General features: G+C 41.2%; 21 protein-coding genes. 5 read left to right on the top strand and 16 right to left on the bottom strand.

The genetic code is table 11. The annotated features are described in order from the left end of the window. Positions 1–29: 29 nt before the first annotated feature. Positions 30–476, bottom strand: a complete 447-nt coding sequence (locus NST59_RS08725) for a hypothetical protein (RefSeq protein ID WP_126681899.1) — start codon at positions 474–476, stop codon at positions 30–32. 295 nt (positions 477–771) lie between these two features. Between NST59_RS08725 and NST59_RS08720 the strand changes: the two genes are divergently transcribed. Further along, positions 772–1,314, top strand: coding sequence for an IseA DL-endopeptidase inhibitor family protein (locus NST59_RS08720; protein ID WP_039178902.1), 543 nt, complete (start codon positions 772–774; stop codon positions 1,312–1,314). 32 nt (positions 1,315–1,346) lie between these two features. Here NST59_RS08720 and NST59_RS08715 read toward each other — a convergent pair whose 3' ends face one another. The 7 genes from NST59_RS08715 to NST59_RS08685 all read right to left on the bottom strand — a co-directional run bounded on the left by NST59_RS08715 (position 1,347) and on the right by NST59_RS08685 (position 11,048). After that, entirely contained in the window at positions 1,347–2,195 is an 849-nt protein-coding gene (locus NST59_RS08715) for an STAS domain-containing protein (RefSeq protein WP_039178899.1), read from the bottom strand. A 147-nt stretch (positions 2,196–2,342) separates the two neighbouring features. Then, on the bottom strand, positions 2,343–2,723 hold the full coding sequence (locus tag NST59_RS08710) for a NucA/NucB deoxyribonuclease domain-containing protein (protein ID WP_228280000.1): 381 nt from the start codon (positions 2,721–2,723) through the stop codon (positions 2,343–2,345). A gap of 259 nt (positions 2,724–2,982) precedes the next feature. Next, the gene (locus NST59_RS08705; RefSeq protein WP_039178896.1) at positions 2,983–3,891 is read right to left on the bottom strand and encodes a trypsin-like serine peptidase; all 909 of its coding nucleotides are present in this window, start codon (positions 3,889–3,891) and stop codon (positions 2,983–2,985) included. Between the two features lie 194 nt (positions 3,892–4,085). Beyond that, the gene (locus NST59_RS08700) at positions 4,086–7,229 is read right to left on the bottom strand and encodes a bifunctional cytochrome P450/NADPH--P450 reductase (RefSeq protein ID WP_327842495.1); all 3,144 of its coding nucleotides are present in this window, start codon (positions 7,227–7,229) and stop codon (positions 4,086–4,088) included. Between the two features lie 21 nt (positions 7,230–7,250). Next, the gene (locus NST59_RS08695) at positions 7,251–7,829 is read right to left on the bottom strand and encodes a TetR/AcrR family transcriptional regulator (protein ID WP_059375412.1); all 579 of its coding nucleotides are present in this window, start codon (positions 7,827–7,829) and stop codon (positions 7,251–7,253) included. 227 nt (positions 7,830–8,056) lie between these two features. Continuing rightward, positions 8,057–8,767, bottom strand: coding sequence for a DUF421 domain-containing protein (locus NST59_RS08690; protein WP_058838689.1), 711 nt, complete (start codon positions 8,765–8,767; stop codon positions 8,057–8,059). A 64-nt stretch (positions 8,768–8,831) separates the two neighbouring features. Then, positions 8,832–11,048 carry an RNA ligase gene (locus NST59_RS08685; protein WP_144490485.1) on the bottom strand — a complete coding sequence of 739 codons (2,217 nt, stop codon included), beginning with the start codon at positions 11,046–11,048 and terminating at the stop codon, positions 8,832–8,834. Positions 11,049–11,158: 110 nt separating this feature from the next. On the opposite strand from NST59_RS08685, the gene NST59_RS08680 reads away from it, so the two are divergent. Beyond that, a complete protein-coding gene (locus NST59_RS08680; protein ID WP_247544149.1) occupies positions 11,159–11,350 on the top strand; it encodes a TIGR00366 family protein in 192 nt (63 codons plus the stop codon). A gap of 12 nt (positions 11,351–11,362) precedes the next feature. Here the strand turns inward: NST59_RS08680 and NST59_RS08675 are convergent, their stop codons facing one another. The 7 genes from NST59_RS08675 to NST59_RS08645 form a co-directional block, all read right to left on the bottom strand. After that, entirely contained in the window at positions 11,363–12,271 is a 909-nt protein-coding gene (locus NST59_RS08675) for a DMT family transporter (RefSeq protein WP_039178879.1), read from the bottom strand. Between the two features lie 145 nt (positions 12,272–12,416). After that, positions 12,417–13,139: a LutC/YkgG family protein gene (locus NST59_RS08670; RefSeq protein ID WP_059375419.1), complete on the bottom strand. Its 723-nt coding sequence runs from the start codon at positions 13,137–13,139 to the stop codon at positions 12,417–12,419. Beyond that, complete coding sequence (locus NST59_RS08665) at positions 13,136–14,560, bottom strand: LutB/LldF family L-lactate oxidation iron-sulfur protein (protein WP_064498503.1); 1,425 nt, start codon at positions 14,558–14,560, stop codon at positions 13,136–13,138. Before NST59_RS08665 ends, NST59_RS08670 begins: the two co-directional genes overlap by 4 nt. Positions 14,561–14,575: 15 nt before the next feature. After that, a complete protein-coding gene (locus tag NST59_RS08660; protein WP_058838693.1) occupies positions 14,576–15,298 on the bottom strand; it encodes a (Fe-S)-binding protein in 723 nt (240 codons plus the stop codon). A 189-nt stretch (positions 15,299–15,487) separates the two neighbouring features. Further along, positions 15,488–16,339: an SDR family oxidoreductase gene (locus NST59_RS08655; RefSeq protein ID WP_064498502.1), complete on the bottom strand. Its 852-nt coding sequence runs from the start codon at positions 16,337–16,339 to the stop codon at positions 15,488–15,490. Between the two features lie 100 nt (positions 16,340–16,439). Then, complete coding sequence (locus tag NST59_RS08650) at positions 16,440–16,853, bottom strand: Rrf2 family transcriptional regulator (protein WP_064498501.1); 414 nt, start codon at positions 16,851–16,853, stop codon at positions 16,440–16,442. 48 nt (positions 16,854–16,901) lie between these two features. Next, on the bottom strand, positions 16,902–17,375 hold the full coding sequence (locus NST59_RS08645) for a VOC family protein (RefSeq protein WP_081258458.1): 474 nt from the start codon (positions 17,373–17,375) through the stop codon (positions 16,902–16,904). A 165-nt stretch (positions 17,376–17,540) separates the two neighbouring features. Here NST59_RS08645 and NST59_RS08640 point away from each other — a divergent pair, with 165 nt between their 5' ends. Then, positions 17,541–17,984: a DUF2188 domain-containing protein gene (locus NST59_RS08640; RefSeq protein WP_144490491.1), complete on the top strand. Its 444-nt coding sequence runs from the start codon at positions 17,541–17,543 to the stop codon at positions 17,982–17,984. Positions 17,985–18,007: 23 nt separating this feature from the next. Here NST59_RS08640 and ku read toward each other — a convergent pair whose 3' ends face one another. After that, entirely contained in the window at positions 18,008–18,856 is an 849-nt protein-coding gene (ku, locus tag NST59_RS08635; protein ID WP_341040561.1) for a non-homologous end joining protein Ku, read from the bottom strand. Between the two features lie 115 nt (positions 18,857–18,971). On the opposite strand from ku, the gene NST59_RS08630 reads away from it, so the two are divergent. Together NST59_RS08630 and NST59_RS08625 are read left to right on the top strand one after the other, a co-directional pair. Beyond that, on the top strand, positions 18,972–20,804 hold the full coding sequence (locus NST59_RS08630) for a DNA ligase D (protein ID WP_341040560.1): 1,833 nt from the start codon (positions 18,972–18,974) through the stop codon (positions 20,802–20,804). Positions 20,805–20,871: 67 nt separating this feature from the next. Continuing rightward, positions 20,872–21,567: a YoaK family protein gene (locus NST59_RS08625; RefSeq protein ID WP_126681889.1), complete on the top strand. Its 696-nt coding sequence runs from the start codon at positions 20,872–20,874 to the stop codon at positions 21,565–21,567. Positions 21,568–21,594 lie beyond the last annotated feature (27 nt).

The following is a 21,594-nucleotide window of genomic DNA, read 5'->3' as shown; positions in this document are numbered from 1 at the left end:
ATCAGCTGCTGATGAGAACCGGCTTTTTCTTATGCACAAGAATAGGCAAGAATACTTGAACTTGGGAAGGAACCAAATGTAAAGTTCGGCCATATAAAACCAGTTGTTCGGCCAAAAGGCTGTGAGGAAAGAACGTACATTAAAAATACTTGACCGTTTCTCAAAAACACAATTGTCCATCTTCTATTACATCCCGCTGCAAATTGTACAGTTTGATGACCTCCGCCAACACCGTGCCCAGATATAAGCGACTGCATACTCTGTGGCTGCGAGAGTGCTTGTTGATACTGCGAAATGATATGCTGCGGCGGTGCCGGCGGTGCAGATTGTCCGCCTGAACCTTGCCCTGGCCAAGTACCTCCTCCGATCGGAAACCCAGGAAACCCTCCACCTTGAGGAATACCAACAGATGGAAATCCTTGCATCTGCCTATCATATGAGTACCCATTCCACACACCTTCATACGGATGATACATAATAAACACCACTTTCTTTAGACATTCATCACGACAGTATATGTCATAAATAAAAAAGTGTGTTAAACGTCTAAATAGAAATTTTTCCAAAAGACGTTTCGTTCTTCTTTAGAACGGTTAAATAATCATTAAGAAGAAAAATAAAAAAATGAAAACTTTTTGTCTCCCTCAAACGTTATATAATTAGAAACAAAAGAAATAAAAAAACATTTAGATTTAATACTTGTAATATCACTGTAATTATTGTAACATTTGTAACATAAGAAGTTTTCATTGAGAAAAGGAGGCAATTGCCTTGAAAAAATTATTTGTTTTATTAACTGCTATTATGCTTATGATCTCATTACAAACTACAACATTGGCCGCTTCCAAGAAATCAGCCGCTTTGACAAATAAAGAAGCGTTACATATTGCCCTTGATGCAAGAGAACACTTTTGGAGTGCAATGTCAGGCTACAAAATTAAAGAACATTCTAATTACAAATTAAAATCATTTACCTATAAAGATATGACATACAACTATCTTTCTAAAACATTTGATACAAAGAAAAAATTAAACAGCTACCTATCTCAAGTGTTCACTCAAGATGCCATCAAACATGGTTTAAAAGATTATCAGTTTATTGTTCATAAAGGCAAAATGGCTGTTCCAGTCGGTGACGGAGATAACATGCTCAATTGGGAAAAAGCCACACCTAAACTTGTTTCTAAGAAGCAAACAGTCCGCACATATGAATTTACTGTCCCAACACTTGATGGACGCAAAGTAAAACGAACTGTTACGTACGAAAAAGTACAAAAAGATTGGAAAGTCACACAAATTGACGCTGTCATCTAAATAAAAAACCAGGCCTCTCATCGGCCTGGTTTTTATATTGGAGAAAATTCAGTCATGCGGTCCAGCGCGTGAGCAAGTGATGATGCCGTGCGAAATTCATTAAAAGGAAGCCCGAGCTGTACTGCTGTTTGAGCAATTTCTGGTCTAATTCCTGAAATGGTCGTCTCTACTCCAATTAACCGAAGTGACGTAACAAGGTCAAAGATTTGATGAGCCACCATTGTATCAATAATGACAACACCCGATAGATCAATACATAAATGCTGAACCCCTTTTTGCGAGCACTGTTTTAGCGTATTTTCTAAAATAATCTTTGCTCTCGCTGTGTCAATATCACCTACTAAAGGCAACAACGCAATCTGGCTTTTTAAAACAATCACCGGTGAACTCAATTCATAAATCATATCTCTTTGAGCCACAAGCTTCTTCGTTGTATTTTTCACATATTGCTGGATAAACACATGGATTGATATATTAAACGCTTCGGAAATCAAATCATACCAATAAAAAATGCGGTCAATATCAATGTCACCTTGACGCTGTTTAATAAATTCTTTTAAGTAATGCAGAACGACTCTTTGATTGGACATGTATTCTCTTACGACATAATCTAATGGTGTATTTAAATGCTTCGGATCACTGGCTAAATCCTCAGACCATTTTTTAAATTCAGTATGTAAATATGTCTTGTCTTCAATAATAGCTCGTATAAAGTGCTGGTAATAATCTTGATTTTGCCGTTTTAGCTCTGCAATGATGCTGGAATCTGTTGAACGATATATCGATTCTGGATCATCGTCCTCAATTGATTCATACCATGTTTCAGTCAGCTTCTCTGCATGCTGCATAAAAAAATCGTATAATGCACGGTTCTTATCCATAAGCAAATGTCCCTTCACATTTTCTTCTTGTCAGTCTTTGTACCTTATAGATTGATTGTACCACTGAATCTTTTTTCCCTGCCAGCTCGGATACGCTCTGCCATAAACGAAAAAGGCACCCGCTCGAGGGGTGCCTTTTCCTCAGATTTATTTCACAATGAATAATATTCTTTTCCCATCAGGAAATCCGCTGATTTGGTGCCCGACCCATGAGCCTGCTCCCCTATTATCAGATGGACTGACATATTGAACGCTTGCGCCTTTTCCTCCCTCAAGACAAACCGCCATCGGCCATTCATCCCGGTCAAATCCAGGTTTTGTCGGTATCCCTTTTAATGATTCTTGCCTGCGGGCATCTGCTCCATTCCTGTCAATGGTACACACATCTGAATGCCCTTTTCGAATGGCTTCTTGAATATGACTGCCTGTTTCAGGGTACCTTTCCTTTGGAAATTGAACGACATGATCATATCGATCAGCCCCTTTTGCTGCCTGCTTCTCTCCAAATCCACCTAACAACATGCCCATCCATATCACAAAACATAAAGCGACAGCAGCGATCCAGCCTCTTTTCATCTTCAAAAGCGCGTGACCTCCTCATCCATCTCAAGCATGGTTTTGACTTAAAGGAAATGTGACATTTTAATGTATGAGTGGTTCGCGAATGACATGTGAAAAAATTGATGTAGCTCTCAATCTCAAATCCACAGGTTAAAAAAATGAATCCTCTATTAAATGAATCCATACAAAAAAGCTTGTCCCCTATGAAGGAAACAAGCTCTATTTTTTATTGCGCTTTCGCATAGTTTATAAACTCCACAAAGGCAGCTGTCGCTTTTGGACCGCCATTCATCGTTCCGTTTGAATACCCAGCGTTATGAACTCCAACGATTTGCTGGTTCTGATCTAGCATGGCAGAACCTGAATTTCCGCTGAATGTATCAATCGTATAGTATGCTAGATTCGTATCTTCTCTCGTCACAGGACCTGACATCTCCCATTGTGACACCTTGCCAGTCGATCTCATTTTATCACCAGGATATCCTGAGATTTTAATGGTTGTCCCAGTCAAGTTTGTCACCTGGCGGATGGATCGGTAGCCGACCGTATTGCCAATATTCGTATCGGTTTTGATTACGGCAAAGTCATATTGACTTGCACCAGTATTAATATACCCGCTTGGCACATAGAACTCAGTCATTTTTGCTGAACCGTTCACCGCAGTACTATCATTCATACCTGGATATACGGTTCCTTTTTCACTATAGCTTCTCGATGCCGTATTGTACACGCAGTGTCCGTTTGTCAAAATTTTATTAGGAGCAATGAGTGTCCCTGTACAGCTGGAGCCGCCAAATGTAATATAAGCAATCGAATTGTATGGTGCTACTCTTGTATTTGCTACTTTGGTTCTACCATCGTCTCCAATGACGACTTTTGTTTGAAAATCTTTTAAATATTTTGATAGTGGTTTTACTTTTTCGCCAACAGTAGAAGAAAGATCATCCACTTTGTCAAAGGATGAGGGGGCTTTCGTATCATTGTGGAAATCACTTGAAGAAATCACTTTTCCATCAGAAGTCACCATGTCATAATCAGACGTTAGTACTGAATCCGATGCGGCATGGGCAAAACTAGGCACACTTAAAGCACCAAAAACGAGAAGAGAAGGGAGTAACATTTTCACCTTTTTCATCATATTCCTCCTTTATGTCCTATATCAAAAATCATACGATTGTTTCATATTGGAGTAAATGAGAGAATATTCTTATTTTTTACAAAATATTTCATATTTAAATTAGGTGTTTTGTAACTTCCCAACCTTCATTCTATCGATCTCTTTCTATGTGAACAGAAAAAAACCGCCTAATTGGCGGTCTTTCCTCTTTGTCAGCTCCACACATCTTTTACATATCTATTGTCATTTGCAAGGGCTGTCAGCCAATTTTCAGCTGTTTCCTTCGAGCATTGTTTCTCGTTTTGATAGAGATCGATTAGTGTAGCCTCTACATCTGGGGCCATGACTTTTCCGTCTCCGCACACGTAAAGGTAGGCACCTTGATCAAGCAATTCGATGAGCATGCCGCCTTCTTCTTTCAACAAATGCTGGACATATACTTTTTGCTCATCGTAACGAGAATAAGCACGATGGATATGGATAACTCCGTTTTGCGCGGCAAGCTGCATTTCATCAAAATATAGATCATCTTCCTCAGGGTGACGGCAGCCAAAATATAAGTGGGCTTCGCCTAGCTGCTTCCCTTCCTTCTGCCACACTTCTCTTGCCTGAACAAATCCTCTAAATGGAGCAATTCCTGTACCTGGTCCAATCATGATCATCGGCACTTCTGATGAAGGAGGCAGCTGGAATCCATCTTGCGCTTCATGCAGGAAGCAGGCTACTTCTTCTCCTTCTTTTAGACCACATAAATAGGTTGAGGCAACTCCGGCATATTCTCCTCTACCGCTCCACGCTTTATCTTTTACAACTGCTACTGTGATACTGACTTTTTCTTCATCTACCTTAGGCGAGCTAGAGATCGAATAATAACGCGGTTTCAAACCTGGTAAAAGCGCCAAAAAGTGTACAAACGGCAGCTCGCACGCTTCATATTGATCTAATAAATCCAGCATGGTTACTCGTTTCTTTAAAATGGCTTCTTGATATGCTTCACCAGCCATTTCTTCAAGCTCCACGCGGTGAGGCGGACATACCGTATGTGCTGCGAGCTCTCTTAGCTGTGTACGTGTCGCAGGCTCTTGAAGCTCAACATGTGAGGCGAGTAATTCTTTGATTGGAATCGGCTGATCTAATGGTAAATGACTTGCCTCTTTCTCAGATGAAAGCTTAATAAGCTGCTCTGGATTTAGTTTAAAGCGGCGGGTCACACGCTCAACGAGTGCATCACTATTTTTCGGTACAATCCCGATATGATCCCCTTCTTTGTATGCTTTTCCAGCAGGCAATTTCAATTCAATATGTCTTGTCTGCCTCGTGCTTGTTTCTGATTGTAATTCTTCATTTTTCAATACAACAGCTGAAAAGGCATCATATATTTTGGCTATAGGACGCTCCACTAGCTCATTCGTATAAGCAACTGATAGGTTTGGTTTTTCCTTCCCCTTTTCTTGGAAGGTGAGCTTAAATTCTTTTGCAAGCTGTTCAAAGACAGTTTTCTGGAAGATTTCTTTATCCTCATCCATATCACCGCCTGCATCACCTTCTCCTAAATCAGCTACACGTTTGGCTCCTTTTCTTTCAAGGGCCTCATCAATCAGACGGGGGATCCGCTGGTACGTACTCGCCCAGTTTCGATCTCCGCATCCAAAGACCGCAAATGTCACGTTTGATAAATCCTGCTCCTCATCCTGCGCCAGCCAATCCACAAATTGCTTCGCATTGTCAGGCGGATATCCGTTGTATGAAGCGGTCACGATGAGGACAGCGCCTGTATCTGGCAATTGGCGTGTATATTCATCAAGCGGCGCAGTGGTCACATCGAATCCTTTTGCTTTCCCGTCTTCCGCCAATTCGTTCGCTATTTGCTTTGCTGTGCCAAGATTCGATCCGTACAAAACTAGCAGCGGTGTACCGTGACTCGGCACTTTTGACTCACTAGATTGGTTGCTTTTTTTCGGTTCTTCTTTCGGTGGTGCCATAAAGAATTGCTGTTTCCTTGGCCGCACCTTGATTTTGAAATCGTTTGGTTTAATCGTCAGAGATTCTTTTAAATTAAGCTCATAAGATGTGTGATCAATTAACTCTAAATTATGCAGGACCATCGCGAGAACCATCGTAGCTTCATGCAGGGCGAACTGCATACCGATACATGCACGCTGTCCATTCCCAAAAGGCTTGTAAGCATGCTGCGGGATTTTCTCAGGATGCGTAAACCGCTCTGGTTTAAAATCTTCAGCATCCTCGCCCCATACCGCTGGATCACGGTGTAATTTAGGGAGCAGAACAGAGACACTTTGATTCTTGTGAATCGGATATTTTCCCCCGATTACTGTGTCCTCTTTCGCATAAAGAGAGAACGTAGGCGCGGTTGGCCAGAGGCGAAGGGCTTCATTTAACACCATACGAGTGTAGCTTAGCTTTTGCACTTGTTTAAATGTCGGCAATCCGCCTTGCAGCACCTCATCTGCTTCTTGGACAGCTTTCTTCAATTTCTCTGGATTCTTTAGTAAGAAATAAATCGCAAAGGATAGCAGTCCGCTTGTTGTTTCGTGCCCTGCAATTAAGAAGGTGATGATTTGATAACGGATATTTTCATCAGATAAACGTTCACCTGTTTCAGGATCCTCTGCATGCAGCATAAGAGACAGTAAATCATCGCCTGTTTTATCTTGTTTTCTTCGTTCCTGTATAATGTCATCTACTAATTGCTTCATAAAATCGACATGCTGATCAAATTCTTTTCTTCTTTTGATCATGAGTTTATCGGCAATCGGCAATCGGCCCGACTGCTCCATTGCTTCATTTAAGCCTTTCAACATGCTTTCTATGAATGGATGCTGGTTTTCTTTATAAAAGCTGTTAAAGCGAAAATCAAAACCGCAAAGGCCGATCGTATCTAAAGTCAGCTTTGTCATATCCTCAGCTACTTCAATTTCTTCATCGCGGCCTGTTCTTTGCCATTTTTGTACAAGCTGTGTCGCAATATCGAGCATCATCTCATGATAGCCCTTCATGGCCTGCTGGCTGAATGCTGGCATCAAGATTTGATGAGCCTTTCTCCAGTTCGGTTCTTCTGTCCAGCTCGTAAATAACCCATCTCCTGCAAAGGCTCTTACTTTACTGAGACTAGTCCCAATAAATTTATCAAAACGGCTCTCATCAAATACTTCTTGGACAAGCTCATGGCTGGAAACAAAAATACTTGTTGCATTTGAAAATTCAAACTGAAAAATCGGTCCTAATTCATCTGCCAGCCGCCAAAAGGTTTGAGAAAGCTCCCCCTTTTTTATATGGGGAATATTTTTAAAAGGTCCGTATGTTTTTGGTTTTGGAATGATTGATGTTTGCTTCATATGCCCACTCCCTTTATCTCTTTATGATGCAACGCTGATGGCGCGCCATAAACATTGCTCAATCTCCTCTAAAAATTCAATTGTTGGCTCTATTTCTTCTGCAAGAATTTGTTTATGCAACTGCACAAAAGCACCAAATACAATCGATAAAATGGTTCTGCCTGAGAGGTTTGGATGAATTCCATCCTTTTTCCCTTCTTCAAAGATAAGGAACAGCTCATGTAACAAATGCTGCATTTTCTCTTTGCTCGTTTCGTCTAAGTAATGGGACCGTTTATCAATCTCTAAAAAATACAGCCCGCTTGGATTCTCCTTTGTAAACAAAACCAAGCAATAAAATACATGCTTAAAGTACGCCCGAATACTTACCTTTGGATCCGGACTGTTTGTGTTCATTTTGTCGATAAATGCTGAGAGGCTGCGCTGGTACAAAATATTGACGAGTGCCTCTTTGCTGTCGAAATAACGGTAAATGGTGCCCGCTCCGACGTTTGCTCTTTTTGAAATCATCGGCATTGTGGTGCCATCAAAGCCTCGTTCTATAAATAGTTCCAGCGAAGCTTTCATGATCTGTTCTTGTTTATCAGTCACTGCTGGCATTTCATCCCTTCCTTTTGAAATATAGGAATGAACGTTCATTCCGCAAACGGTATATTATATTAATATTTCAATTTCATCTATTTATACTTAAACACACTTATTTTACTCCGTCACCACATTTTCTGAAAATAATAATAATTGAGAAATGATACCTAGGCAGATGACATCCAAAGGACTTATAAAGATTGTCAAATGTGTGTCATGCAGGTGTCATCGGCACTACACATTCATTCCTGATCGATTGGTGACTGAATGTGGTCGTCATATGTATCAATATATAAGCTTCCATTACTTGAACGGACAGCATAAACAATGTCCTTTAAGGACAGCTGCCTTTTTTTAAGCTCTTCTTCTATCCATTGCTCTGTTAAATGATTTTCATGTATGTTTTTTTGGATGAGTTTCCCGTCCATGATGACTTCAATCGGCATGTAACGCTCTGCCTTCATGAATAAATGAAGATCCTTCCGTGTGACATTTTCAAACGAAGGGTATTTTTTCACTGACATATGCCCATCTGTTTCAATCATGGCAAATTCAACTTCACTAATATCAAAGATGTCTTTTTCTCTCAGCTGCTGATTTAAATAATCAAGGGTATATCTCATTCCCTTCATATTTCCTTCAAGAATTTTCCCATTTTGTATGACAAGAGTTGGTTTACCAGCCATCAGCCCTCTCATCTTCCGGCTTCTTAATGCAATCAGGGAAATCACATAAATAATCATGACAAGTGACACAAAGGAAATCGTTGTGTGCTGTAGCGGCAGCGTTGTATTAAACGCCAGGTTTGCAGCAATTGAACCTAAGCTGATTGCTGCTATAAAATCAAAAATATTCATTTGCGCAATGGTTTGTTTCCCTAAAAGACGTGCTCCTCCAAATAAAATCGCAAAAGCAAACATTGTCCGAAGAATCACTTCAATATGTTCAGACATGCAAGTGTCCACCTTTCATTTGCATCAAAAAAAGCCTTTTCCTTAGAAAAGACTCTTTGTTAGACTATGCATTTATTTCATCATTATTCAATTGGGCAGTACTGCTTTGTTCAAATTGTGATCGCAGTTCAATAATTGAGCTATTCCTCACATGATCTGCTTCTTGCTCAAGAAGCCACGTATAGAACTTAGCTTGCTCCGCTGTTTGCAAAGCATGCATATATTTTTGCGAGGAACGCTTCTCTGCAACGCGCTGCTTGATCCCGCGCATCTGCTTCCAGAATTGATAATAAGGGAGCTTGAGTTTGGTCATAAAGCCGCGAGCGTCCTCAATGACATATCCCTCTTCTTCAATTGTGTCATCATGAGAGACCGCTTGATACCATTTATAAAAAGACGTCCAATCATGGAAAACAGCCACTTCCTGCTTGCTGGATATTCCCAGCTGCTTTCTTAATCTTTTCACTTCAGCGAATGGTGCTTTTTCGTAGCTTAACTGCCGCTTCACTATATCGAGTAAAATGAGTTGATCTTGTTCATATGTGATAATATGCGGATCTTTTTCTGGCAAAATGACTTCAAACACCAGAGATACATGCTGGTCACGGACGTATGATTTGATGTAGTCAGCTTGCACGTCATCGAAGGTCTTATAAAATAGCTCTTCGACCCAGGAGGCATGCTGATTTTGTTTCACATGTGATGTATACGATTTGGACGTAAACACCAATTCATCTTCCATTTCGTTATACCCAACAGTTCCTAGGTATCCATTTGCTTTATCATATACAGTGACAGGGAATTGTAAATGGTTCACTAAATGCTGCATTCTTGTCTCCGGACGCTCATCAATGTTAAAAAATTTATTGTAGCTTCTAGACACAATCTGCTTTGAAACCATGTTGACAAACAAACCTCTTGCCTTCACATTCACATCGTCCCACTGCCGCTCACTAAAAGCCTTTTTCGTAAAATTAAAAGATGAAATATGGTGTGGAAGCTTTAATTCCTGTACATATTCATGCTGATCTAAATGAGCTAAAAAATCATCCAGTGAAATATCTGGCTGAACAGCAGCTGATTGTTTTTTCTCAGAGGCTCTGTAGACTGGATTGTCAATTTCATGAGTCTCAATCCCTTCAGCCATGATTTTCAACACCCGTAGCTGCCCTCCAAATTCAACCTGACCTTCTAGGTTATAAGATCTTTCCGCTGCGTGAATTGGCAGTCTGTATAAATTGCGATGACCGTGAATTTGGATGACATCCAGCCCAGCCGTGTTTTGAACAAACAAGTGATCAATGTCATCTGAATATTCTCCTACGCCGTGAATGAGCTGCTGTGTTGAGACATGCAAAAGCTCTTCTGGCAAATGAGCAAGCCCCCCGTGGGTAACAAGAAATGTCTGGCCATGGTATGTAAAATACGTAAGCTGGTGAAATGTTCTAACAAACTTTCGTACTTCTTTTAAATCAAAATCTGCTGCTTCAAGTTCAGGCGCAGTATGCCTGTTAAACATATTGCTCCTGACTTTTTCACCATGTGCAAACCGGTATAAATGCTGATCATGATTGCCTTCAATGACGATGACATTCCGGCATTCTCTATGGGCAAGCATCCATTCTAATACTTCTTTGTTTTCTATTCCTCTATCAAGAAGGTCACCTGCAAAGATATAAAGTTCGTTTTCTTTGATATCTCCTTGCAAATAAGTGGTAAGTGCGGTGTAACAACCGTGAATATCCCCGAAAACATGAATGGCCTCATATTGATCAAAGGATCGAGGCTGATAGGTCATCACTTGCGGATATTCCTCCGGCTTCAAAACAGTCACCCATGATGGGACCTTTTCTGTTTTTAACCGCTCGTTCATTTGATACAAAACAGATTCCCGCACCACTTTGTGAGATTCACGTGAGCGATTTTGTAAAAGAGCTGTCTCAAGGGGCACCTGCGTGAAATCGACGACATACACCCTATAACGATACGATGTCGCTAAAGACTTATATTGAGAAATTGATTTGCTTGAAATATGTGTCGCATCAATCACAGTAAAGTCTCCGCGCTCCATACGGGCTGTGAGTAAATCGAATAATAAAGACCAAACTTTGTGGTCATGCTTGCTTGAAATGTCTAGTTTCCCATTGACTGATAGCTGCGGCGGCTGGGTTAACAGCCGGATTTGATCCGCTGATAAAGTGTAAGGCTCTAAGCCTTGTTCTTTGATCCATGTTGATTTACCTACGCCTGGGAGACCTCGTAAAAGGACTAAAGTTCTCATATTGGTTCTCCTTTAATGAGTGATATTTTACCTATTATAGATAAATTATGGATAAATCTCAATCTTTTATTGATTATGGTAATATATAGATAGAAAAGGAGGTTTTACGTATGTTTAATGGAGAGAATATGGTATTCAACATGGGAGATCTTCTATTTCAAGTGTTCTCTCTTCTGTTCATTGCCTTTATTGTGACAATCATTGTCCTCGCATTTCGCATGATTAGAAGAAAACGAATGGAATTGAAAAAAATCGAGGCAAGATTAAACAAAGTGATTGAAAAAAACGATCTAAAAGAGTAAAAAATCCGGGAGTTAACCGGATTTTTTTGTTTTCATCACGATTCCTTGACGCTGCTGCATCAAAAAGAAAAAGACACCTAAAAGAACAAGCAGACCGCCAAGCATTTGGAGCAGCGTGACTTTCTCTCCAAGAAGCCATACAGCAAGGATCGTTGCCCCAACAGGCTCTCCTAGTATACTCATTGAAATAGTTGTCGCATTAACATAAGTTAAAAGCCAATTATTAATGACATGAGACATAGTGGGAATGATAGCGAGCAATAAAAAGATTCCCCATTCTTTAGCCGGATAACCTATAAAAGGGGTTTGCTGAAGGAGATTGAATAAAATTAAAAAAAGACCAGCAAAACCAAATACACAAAAACTATAAATCCAATGAGATATTTTTCTTACAGCCTGTTGACCTATTAACAAGTAACAAACAACAGCGATCACACTCAAAAAGGATAAAATATCTCCTAAGATGGCTTCCTTGCTATGACCAATATCTCCCCAGCCTATCATGAGGGCACCAACAATCGCTGCACACATCGTCAATAGAGCAGACATCGTCGTTCGTTCACGGAAAATGAGGAATCCGCCTAATAAGGACACCATCGGTTGTAGAGCGATAATAATGGTAGAGCTTGCCACTGTCGTCAGCTTCAGTGAGCCAAACCACAGCACAAAATGGAGGCCTAAAAAGAAGCCTGACATACATAAGAAAAACCAGTCTCTGCGTTTTATTGAGAGAAATTCTTTTTTTCTTGGCAGGATAAATGGCAGCATGAAAGCCGCCGCAAAGATCATTCGATACATACTTAAAATAGCAGCAGGTGCATTTGACCATTTCACAATGATTGCAGAAAACGAAATAGCAATTATCGAAATCACAAGTGGCAGTGCAATTGATTTCGTTTGAGCAGTTGTCTTGATTTCCATTAGCAGCTTCCTTTACATCAGCAGTAGATGAGCAGTTCATCTTATATGTCGTCATCTTACTATGTCCATTCACCTAGTGGCAAGATGATTTTTTAAAACTGGCGTCAACTTGTTGGATGAAAAAAAGCTTTCATTACGAAAGCCTTCATTCATCATCTATTAACAGATAAATGGCCTGAACTGGACCATGAACCCCTACCACTAAATTCATTTCAATATCGGCAGAATTACTTGGACCTGATATGAAATGGATGGCACCTTTCGCCTGCTCCCCCTCTTCTACTGAGCGATTAAGAGCCGAAACAGCCTGAATCATTCGCGGAATAATCGAGCTTTTCTCTATACACACGATATACATCATTGGCAAAAAATGCAGCGCTCTCCCTTGACCTTGATGGGATGAAAGGACAACTGTACCTGATTCTGCAAGGGTATAATCACTGAACACAACTGCATATTTCGCTTGTTCTGCCTGCCTTATGTTTTCTTCTCTTGATAGATCTGTATTCCAGCAGGCGATGGAAATCCCATCTCGTTGCAAGCTGTCAAACATAGGGCTGAAACCATATTGTTCAAAGCGATGATCACACGATGTCATCACAGCACCCTCACCATATTCTGTCATCAACAATCGTAATACCGAGGGCGCTTTCTCCGGTGTTGTTTCGACTACTCTTGTATGAATTTGCTGACATTGCTTTTTCAATTGCTCGACTAATTCATCTTTAGACAAACTTCCGTTTGTATCCCACTGGACTTGATGCTTCCATGCCGGCCGTTGAATAGAGGCAGATGGGGAAGAGTTTTTGCCTAATTGATGCTGGATATGAGATAAAAACGACTCTCGGTGAGAAATGGTCCCCTTCATCGCTGCTCCTCCTTTTGTCTCTTCTTAAACCAATCCCTGAATCTTTCTTTACTTGGAGCTGGCAGGTCACGAATATCTGTCCAATTCTTTAAAGGACCTATTCCTTTTGAAATTTGTCCATTTGTCGCCATACGATTCATCAATGCAGGGGCTGCTTTTGTTCCAAATTGATACATCCCGGGAGACGCTGCCCCTATGCCAAACATTTTCATCGCCAGCATTTCAGTTTTAGGCGCTCTCCCCTCTTTTTCAACGATTACCTGTCTATGTTTAATCAATAACTCATGAAGTGGAATCTTCACTGGACAAGCATCCGTGCAGGCTGCGCACAGACTTGATGCAAAGGGGAGCTCCTTGTAGTCATCATAGCCGCCAAGAAGCGGCGAAAGAACAGCTCCGATTGGCCCTGGATAAATCGAACCGTACGAATGTCCGCCAACATGCCGGTAAACGGGGCAGACATTGATGCAGGCTGCACACCGGATACATTGGAGAACAGGCTGAAAGGCCGTTCCTAATATATTTGACCGCCCATTGTCCACAATGACCAAGTGGAATTCTTCTGGTCCATCCACTTCACCTTCTCCTTTTGGTCCCACTACAGAAATATAACTAGTTAATTTCTGGCCGACTGCGCTTCTGCACAAAAGACCCACAAGGACATCCAGTTCCTCCATCGTTGGAACAAGCCGCTCCATTCCCATAACGGCAATATGCGTCTTCGGTATAGCCGTGACAAGATCTGCATTCCCTTCATTTGTTACAAGGCAGATGGACCCTGTGTTGGCCACTGCAAAATTACAGCCGGTCACACCAATATCAGCTTCTAGAAATTTTTCACGCAAGATGGCTCTTACAAAATTCGTCATTTCTTCGGGTGTTTCTGACATCTCATACCCTAGCTTCTCATGAAATACTTCCCGTATTTGCTCTTTCGTCATATGAAGAGCAGGTGCCACAATATGTGAAGGCGGTTCATGGTCATCCACTTGCAGAATATATTCACCAAGATCGCTTTCTACCACCTCACAGCCGACCTCTTCAAGCGCTTGATTCATCTCGATTTCTTCTGTGACCATTGATTTTGATTTGACGACCTTTTTGGCTGCTTTTTTCTGTGCCACCTCTTGAATATATGCTGATGCCTCTTCCTTTGTTTTCGCAAAAAAGACATGGCCTCCGCGTGCACTTACACTTTCACTTAATTGATATAAGTAGTCATCAAGATGCGTCAGCGTATGCTGCCGGATTTCCTCACCAAGCTCACGCCACTTTTCCCAATTGCCAAGCTCCTCGCTTGCAGTCAGCCGCCTTTTATACAGACGTTCCTGTGCTGAGGAGACAGCACCTCTCATGACAGCGTCTTCTAAACCTTTCCCGATCCGTTCTTTAAAGGCCTTTTCTCCAATTTTCATACTCATGTGCCGTTCCTCCTCTTAAAGTCCGCGGCTGTTTAATACTTCTGCGATGTGCATCACTTGGATGGGTTTATCAAGACGGTTCAGCCTCCCGCCAATATTCAGCAGGCAGCCGCAGTCAGCACCAATAATATAATCAGCGCCTGTCTCCTCTATGCTTTGTACTTTTTCGTCAACCATCTGCTCAGAAATAGGGGTCATTTTCACTGAAAAGGTTCCTCCAAATCCGCAGCAATTTTCTGCGCGGGGCAATGGTCTCATCGTCAAATCTTTGACATTTGACAACAGCGTAAAAGGCGCCTCCTTAATACGCAGCAGTCTCGTCATATGACAGGAGGTGTGATAGGCTGCGTTCCCTTTCAGGCTTGCCCCTACATCTGTCACGTGTAATATATCAACAATAAACTCTGTTAATTCATATGTTTTTGCGGCAAGTGCCTCAGCTTTGGCCGACCACACTCGGTCTTCTTTTAAAAGATGAGGATATTCTAAAAACATCGCCTTACACGAACCTGATGGTGTCACAACATATTCAGCTGATTCAAAGGCTTTGATCATATTTTTCGCTGCTTTGATTGTCTCCTTTGTATAGCCGCTGTTAAAGGCTGGCTGTCCGCAGCACACTTGTGCTTCTGGAAATTCCACTTCAACACCGAGTCTTTCCAATACTTCCACTGTCGCCTTTCCTACATTTGGCTGCATCGTGTCAACTAAACAAGTAACGAATAAATGGACTTTCATCGGCGAACTTCCCTTCTATTGCTGCATTTTGATTCATCATTCTGATCATCTGATGATTAAATAACAGGCCTTAATTTCATTTTAATCCCAAATTTCTGAAATTTCAACGAAGTGATTTGTCTAAAATTTGTACTTATGGACTGTGTGACTAAATAAAAAAACGCCCTTTTCATAGGGCGTTTTTGATGTTTATTTTGAAATCAATTCACTAATTTTTTCTTCAATAGGTGTTAACGGCCGGCCTAGCAATGTTTCAAAATCTTGGCTTTCGACGGCTAAAGCACCATCGCGAATGCCGCTTTGAATGGCTTTGACAAATGGCACTGCTTCTTTTGGTACACCATTTGAAGCTAAAAATTCTCCAAATGTATCTACATCTATTTTTTCTACTTTGATTTCTTTTCCGCTCACCTTGCTGACAATTTGTGCAAGTTCACTATGTGTCCGAAGCGGGCCTGACAGTTCATATATCTCCTGATCATGTACTGGAAGTGTTAATGCATTTGCTGCCGCTTCTGCGTAGTCATTTCTTGTTGCCCAGCCAACCTTTGCTTCGCCAATAGGGCTTAAAAATGGTGCGCCGCTGACTGACGCCAGAATCGTATCTTTTTCGTTTTCAACATACCAGTTGTTTCTTAAAAATACATGAGGAATGCCAGAGGCCAAAATGGCTTCTTCTGTTTTGGCATGGTCATTTGCAAGGACAAGCTGACTCTCTCTTGCATTGACAACACTTGTATAAGCAATAAAACTCACATTTGCTGCTTTTGCCGCTTCGATTGCCGCTTTATGCTGCTGCACGCGGTCTCCATCCGCCGTTGAAATGATCAACAGACGGTCAATGCCCTCAAATGCTGATGTCAGGGTGTCTGGCTGAGTAAAATCTCCACGGCGTACATCCACCCCAGCATCCTTCAAATGTGCTGCTTTTTGCGGATTTCGAACACTGACTGCAATTTGTTCAGCCGGTACTTTTGTAAGCAAATGCTTGACGACGAGCGATCCAAGTTGTCCCGTTGCGCCTGTTACTAATAATTTCATTTGTTGACCTCCTCATTTTTCGTTCAACGGTGATGTGCATTCGTTATAATCGAAATGGTTACAACAAAGGTGTAAAAAAAGCTCTAATGTACGAGCTTTTTTATTCCGCCTCTGTTAATAATTGCTGAATTGTCACTTGCTTTAGGTGATTCTCAAGTGCATCTTGTGCTTCTTTTAGTTCATGCCGAAGTCTCGTGTCCATCGCTTGACCAATCGGGCATGCGATGACGGGCTGATGAAAGTTAAACAATTCTTCATCCTCGCTTACATCCACAGCACGATACACATCTAACAGCGTAATATCCTCAGCCGCTCTTTTTAAATAAGCACCGCCTACTCCGCGGCGAATCTCAATGAGACCCGCCCGTTTGAGCATTGCCATCATTTTTCGAACAATGGCTGGATTTGAATTCACGCTCTCTGCAATAAAATCACTAGTACACTCTTTTGGAACACCTGCAATAAATGACACAATATGAACAGCAATCGGATACCTGCTGCTAATTTGTTTCACAATCTTTCACCACCGTTGTAATCAATATAGTTACAATGAGTGATTTTGTCAATCAATAAACGGATTTTTCTTTCGTTCCCAATCCTCATACGTCATGATATCGTAGTCTTCACCTGTATCAAGTTCAAGCGGAGCAATGCATTCAAGGAGATTCTCATCTGGGTCAAGAAAATAGATCGCTGCATGAAATTGCGGCGGATTATCGAGAACTAAAGGCTGCTTTTCTTCTGAAAAACCAAACATTGGGTGAATGCTGATGCCTCTTTCAATCAGCCAAGTCTTGATCTGTTCGATACTAGACGTTGTAATTTGAAAGGCAACATGCCGAGTCGCTGGATGGTATGGAAAGTCATTTATATCTACTTTCCACAGGCCAAGCCAGCTCTTTCCTTTCTCAATCCATAAAAAAGCAACTCGTTCATTTTCATGAGCAAGTGTCAATTCCAATTTTTCATAAAACGCAATAGATGCCTTCAAGTCACTCACAGGTAAATGTGCTTCATATAAACCTTTCATCATCATCAAAATCACTCCTTTTCTACCTTCTATTCTGCAGGAGTTGATGATATTCTGCCTCAGCAAAACGATGTATTTTATCCCTAACATTAGTTTGAGAGACATTGTATGTTTGACCCATTGCAGATGGGGGAAGGTGTTCAAATAAAATAACAGAAAGGAGCGGTTTATATGCCTTGGACGATGAACGATTATCCAGCTTCATTTCAATCATTAGACAACGTTATTCGAAAAAAAGCGCTTGAGATTGCCAATAAAATGATACAGGAAGGCTATGAGGAAAATAGAGCCATTCCAATTGCAATCAGTCAAGCGAAAGAGTGGAAAAAGAACGCAACGGAGAAAGAGGTAGAGAATTTCTCATCTCATGGTTCTGTCAAACCTTCTGAGGGCAGTAGCTCCGCAAGACCAGAGCTCATGGATCATGCGCAGCATGTAGTGAAGCACGAGGAAGGCTGGGCGATTCAAACAGAGAAAGCGAAACGAGCAAGTGAGGTCAAAGAAACAAAACAAGAAGCAATTGACCGGGCAAAGGAGATTTCAGCTAATAAAGGAACATCCGTTGTCATTCACCGAAAAGATGGGACGATTCAGGATGTGTTAAAGCCGCAATAAGACCGCTTGTCAGCGGTCTTATTTTATGCATTCTTTTCTTTTTTCGCTGGTGTTTTTCTTTTCTTAGGCGCTGCTTTTTTCGCTTTGTCTGGTTTTGAACGGTCGATTGATGCCTGTAGTGCGGCCATTAAATCAGTCACATTGGATGCAGGATCTTTTTTGCCTGTCGTTTCTGGTTGAACGGTATGTTCTCCAGATATTTTATCGCCAATTAAATTCATCAGCTGTTCTCTGTATTCATCTTGGTATGCCGCTGGATCGAATGTTGTGGTCAGCTGCTCGATTAAAAGGAGCGCTGTATCTAGCTCTTTCTTGACAATGTTCTCCTCTTGGGGGATATTCGGTACATCTGATACTTGTCTAATTTCGTCAGGGAAATGAATGGTTTCCATCAGCAAAATATGTTCATAGCACCTAACGATCGCTAATTGCTCCTTTGAGCGGATCATAATTTTTGCTACACCAATTTTCCCTGATTCCTCTAAAGCTTTTCTTAATAATGAATAAGCCTTCGCTCCGCCGGTATCCGGTGATAAGAAATAACTTCTTTCATAATAGATTGGATCTATCTCTTCAATCTTTACAAAATCAATGATTTCAACGGCTTTTTCTTCATTTTCTTTTCGCAGTTTTTCTAGCTCTTCATCGTCCAATTCAATAAATTTATTTTTCGCATATTCATACGCCTTCACAATTTGTTCCGGTGCTACCTCTTCACCGCAATTGGCACATACTTTCTTGTAGTTAATGGGCGTGTGACACTCTTTATGCAGCTGTCTTAATTTAATGTCTTTGTTCTCTGTAGCGGTAAACAGCTTGACTGGAATATTGACCAATCCGAAACTAATGCCGCCTTTCCATACTGTATGCATCTCGCTTCCTCCGTTCTTTTCTCCTTACTATGTAATGTTTTCACCATACTTATGTATGTGATTGAAAATTTCATCCCACTCTAAGAACACATGATATAAGGAAGTGACATACACAATGAAACCTATGCGATTAACACCTGCACATGATATTCCTACCAGTGCAGACTGGGTGTATGAATTAAAATATGATGGCTTTCGGGCTATTTTTGTATGGGAAGAAGACGAGATTCGTTTAGAAAGCAGGACCGGAAAACAGCTAAATGAGCAATTTCCTGAAGTGATGGATCAGTGCGAACAATTAAGAGACGAATTTGCTCCTTTTTTACCAATGACACTTGACGGAGAATTGGTCTTTTTACTAAGTGAACAGCAAAGTGAGTTTGCGAAGGTTCAGCAAAGAGGCCGGCTGAAAAACAAAGAAGCCATCCAAAGACAGGCTGAACGATTTCCATGTCATTTCATTGCGTTTGATCTATTAAGATGTAAAGGGAAACCTCTCGTTGATTTACCGTTGATGGAAAGAAAAAATCAGCTGCAGCAAGTTTTCCAAGACGCAAAGCTCCCTTCATCAGTTCAGCTGGAGCACCCTTCCCTTCTGCAGGTCATTCATACAGACCCAGACTCTGAATACATGAAAAACTTGATGACGATGTATTTAGCAGAAGGGTTAGTAGCGAAAAAAAAGACGAGTAAATGGCATGACAATACTCGTTCAAAAGAATGGCTGAAAATAAAAAACTGGCGGTATGTATCTGTCATTGTAACCCGTTTTGACAAAGAAAATGGCTATTTCCAAGGCTGCATTTATCAAGATTCCGCTCTCATCGAGGTTGTCCAATTCAAGCATGGATTATCTAAAGAAGAAGAACAAACACTGCGCACGCTATTTCAGACAAAGGGCCAGTTAACAGGAGGATCATCATATGAAATTCCTCCTTCTATCGTTGCCAGCATTGCGTGTATATCCTTTGATGGATCGGCGTTAAGAGAGCCGCGTTTTTCTTCCTTTTTACTAGATGCAGATCCATCAGCATGTACAATTCAGCAAATGCTCAAACAGCTGTATCCACTCCCTGCTGTTATAGATGTCACTCACCCTGAGAAACCGATTGTCCCGACCCTTCAACTGAACAAGGCAGATTACTTACTTTATTTAAGACAAGTGGCTCCCTATCTTTTGCCCTTTTTACGTGAAAGGCGTCTTACTTTAATTCGGTATCCGCATGGCAGTGGAGACGAATTCTTTTATCAAAAGTCAACTCCTGATTATGCGCCGGATTTTGTTTTGACAGATGAAGTTGATGATATTTCTTACACGGTCTGTAATGATCCTCGTACGCTTCTTTGGCTTGGCAACCAGCTAGCGATGGAATTTCATATCCCTTTTGAAACAAGAGATACGGATCGGCCGACAGAAATCGTCTTTGATCTGGACCCGCCATCTGTAAATGAGTTTCATCTAGCCATAGAAGCTGCTAAACGAATCAAAGCGCTTTTAGACGGACTTTTTCTCACAGCCTTTATTAAAACAAGCGGAGGTAAAGGGCTTCAGGTCTATATTCCTTTAAAGAAAAATGCCTTCACATACGAAGAAACAAGACAATTCACTGCGTTTATATGCCATTTTTTATGTGAGCAAGCACCGGATCTATTTACTCTGGAACGTCTTAAGAAAAATCGCGGCAATCGCTTGTATTTAGACTACATTCAGCATGATACTGGAAAAACAATTATCGCTCCATATTCCCCGAGAGGAAATGAGCTTGGACTTGTTGCGACACCGCTTGAATGGGACGAACTCTATCATGATGAGCTTCATCCTTCTCTTTTTACGATGCCAGCTGTCATAGAGCGTTTAAAGGAAAAAGGCGATCCGTTCCGCCGCATGAGGCACCTTGTGAATGATGATGCTTTTAGACAAGTCTTACATCAGCTTGCACACATGTGACCTTCTCATCAGATGGACATCCGCGGTCATGAAGCGTTACACTTATTCATTAGAGAGGAAGAAAGGGATGACGATTTTGACCGCACATTCATTTCGAAATACAGCTTTGATTTTCTTATGTCTTTCCGCAGGAATTGTGGATGTAATTGGCTATTTAAGCCTAGGGCATGTGTTTACAGCCAATATGACAGGTAATATTGTGCTGCTTGGCATTGCAGCAGGAAGCTCCTTACAGCTAACAGCCCTTCATTCCATCATTGCTCTAAGTGGATTCGTTTTAGGGGTTTTACTTGCAGTTGTGGTAGGCGGGAAGCATGAGAAAGCGTTTTGGCCAAAAGCCGTGACACGCATTTTTATCATAGAAGTGATGATTTTGCTTCTATTTGCTCTCATGACCATTTTCCCTTATACACAAGGTGCTTACTTTATGCTGATCATCCTTTTAAGTATGGCCATGGGCATGCAGACAGCAGCCGCTCGTAAATTGAATGTTGCTGGCATTTCCACAACTGTTCTCACGAGTACACTCGCTAATCTATTTGAAGATGCAGCTCAGCGCATATCATACAGGGAAAAAAGAAAAGCTCCTATCCAGCTTGTCAGCTTGATGCGAATAGGCTCTATTGTCTTCTATTGCCTTGGTGCGGCTTTAGCTGCATACACAGATCGTTACGATCCGTTTATCATCATTTGGCTGCCGATCATCATTCTAGGCATCATTGTGATAACAGCTGGATTGAAGCACTTTCACCAATTGAAATAGCCTCTCTTTAGATGGCTATTTCAATTA

Origin of the sequence: Bacillus sp. FSL R5-0439 (assembly GCF_038008805.1) — a bacterium.
GTDB classification, from domain to species: Bacteria; Bacillota; Bacilli; order Bacillales; family Bacillaceae; genus Bacillus; species Bacillus safensis.
This window is presented reverse-complemented; position numbering and strand designations above follow the sequence as displayed.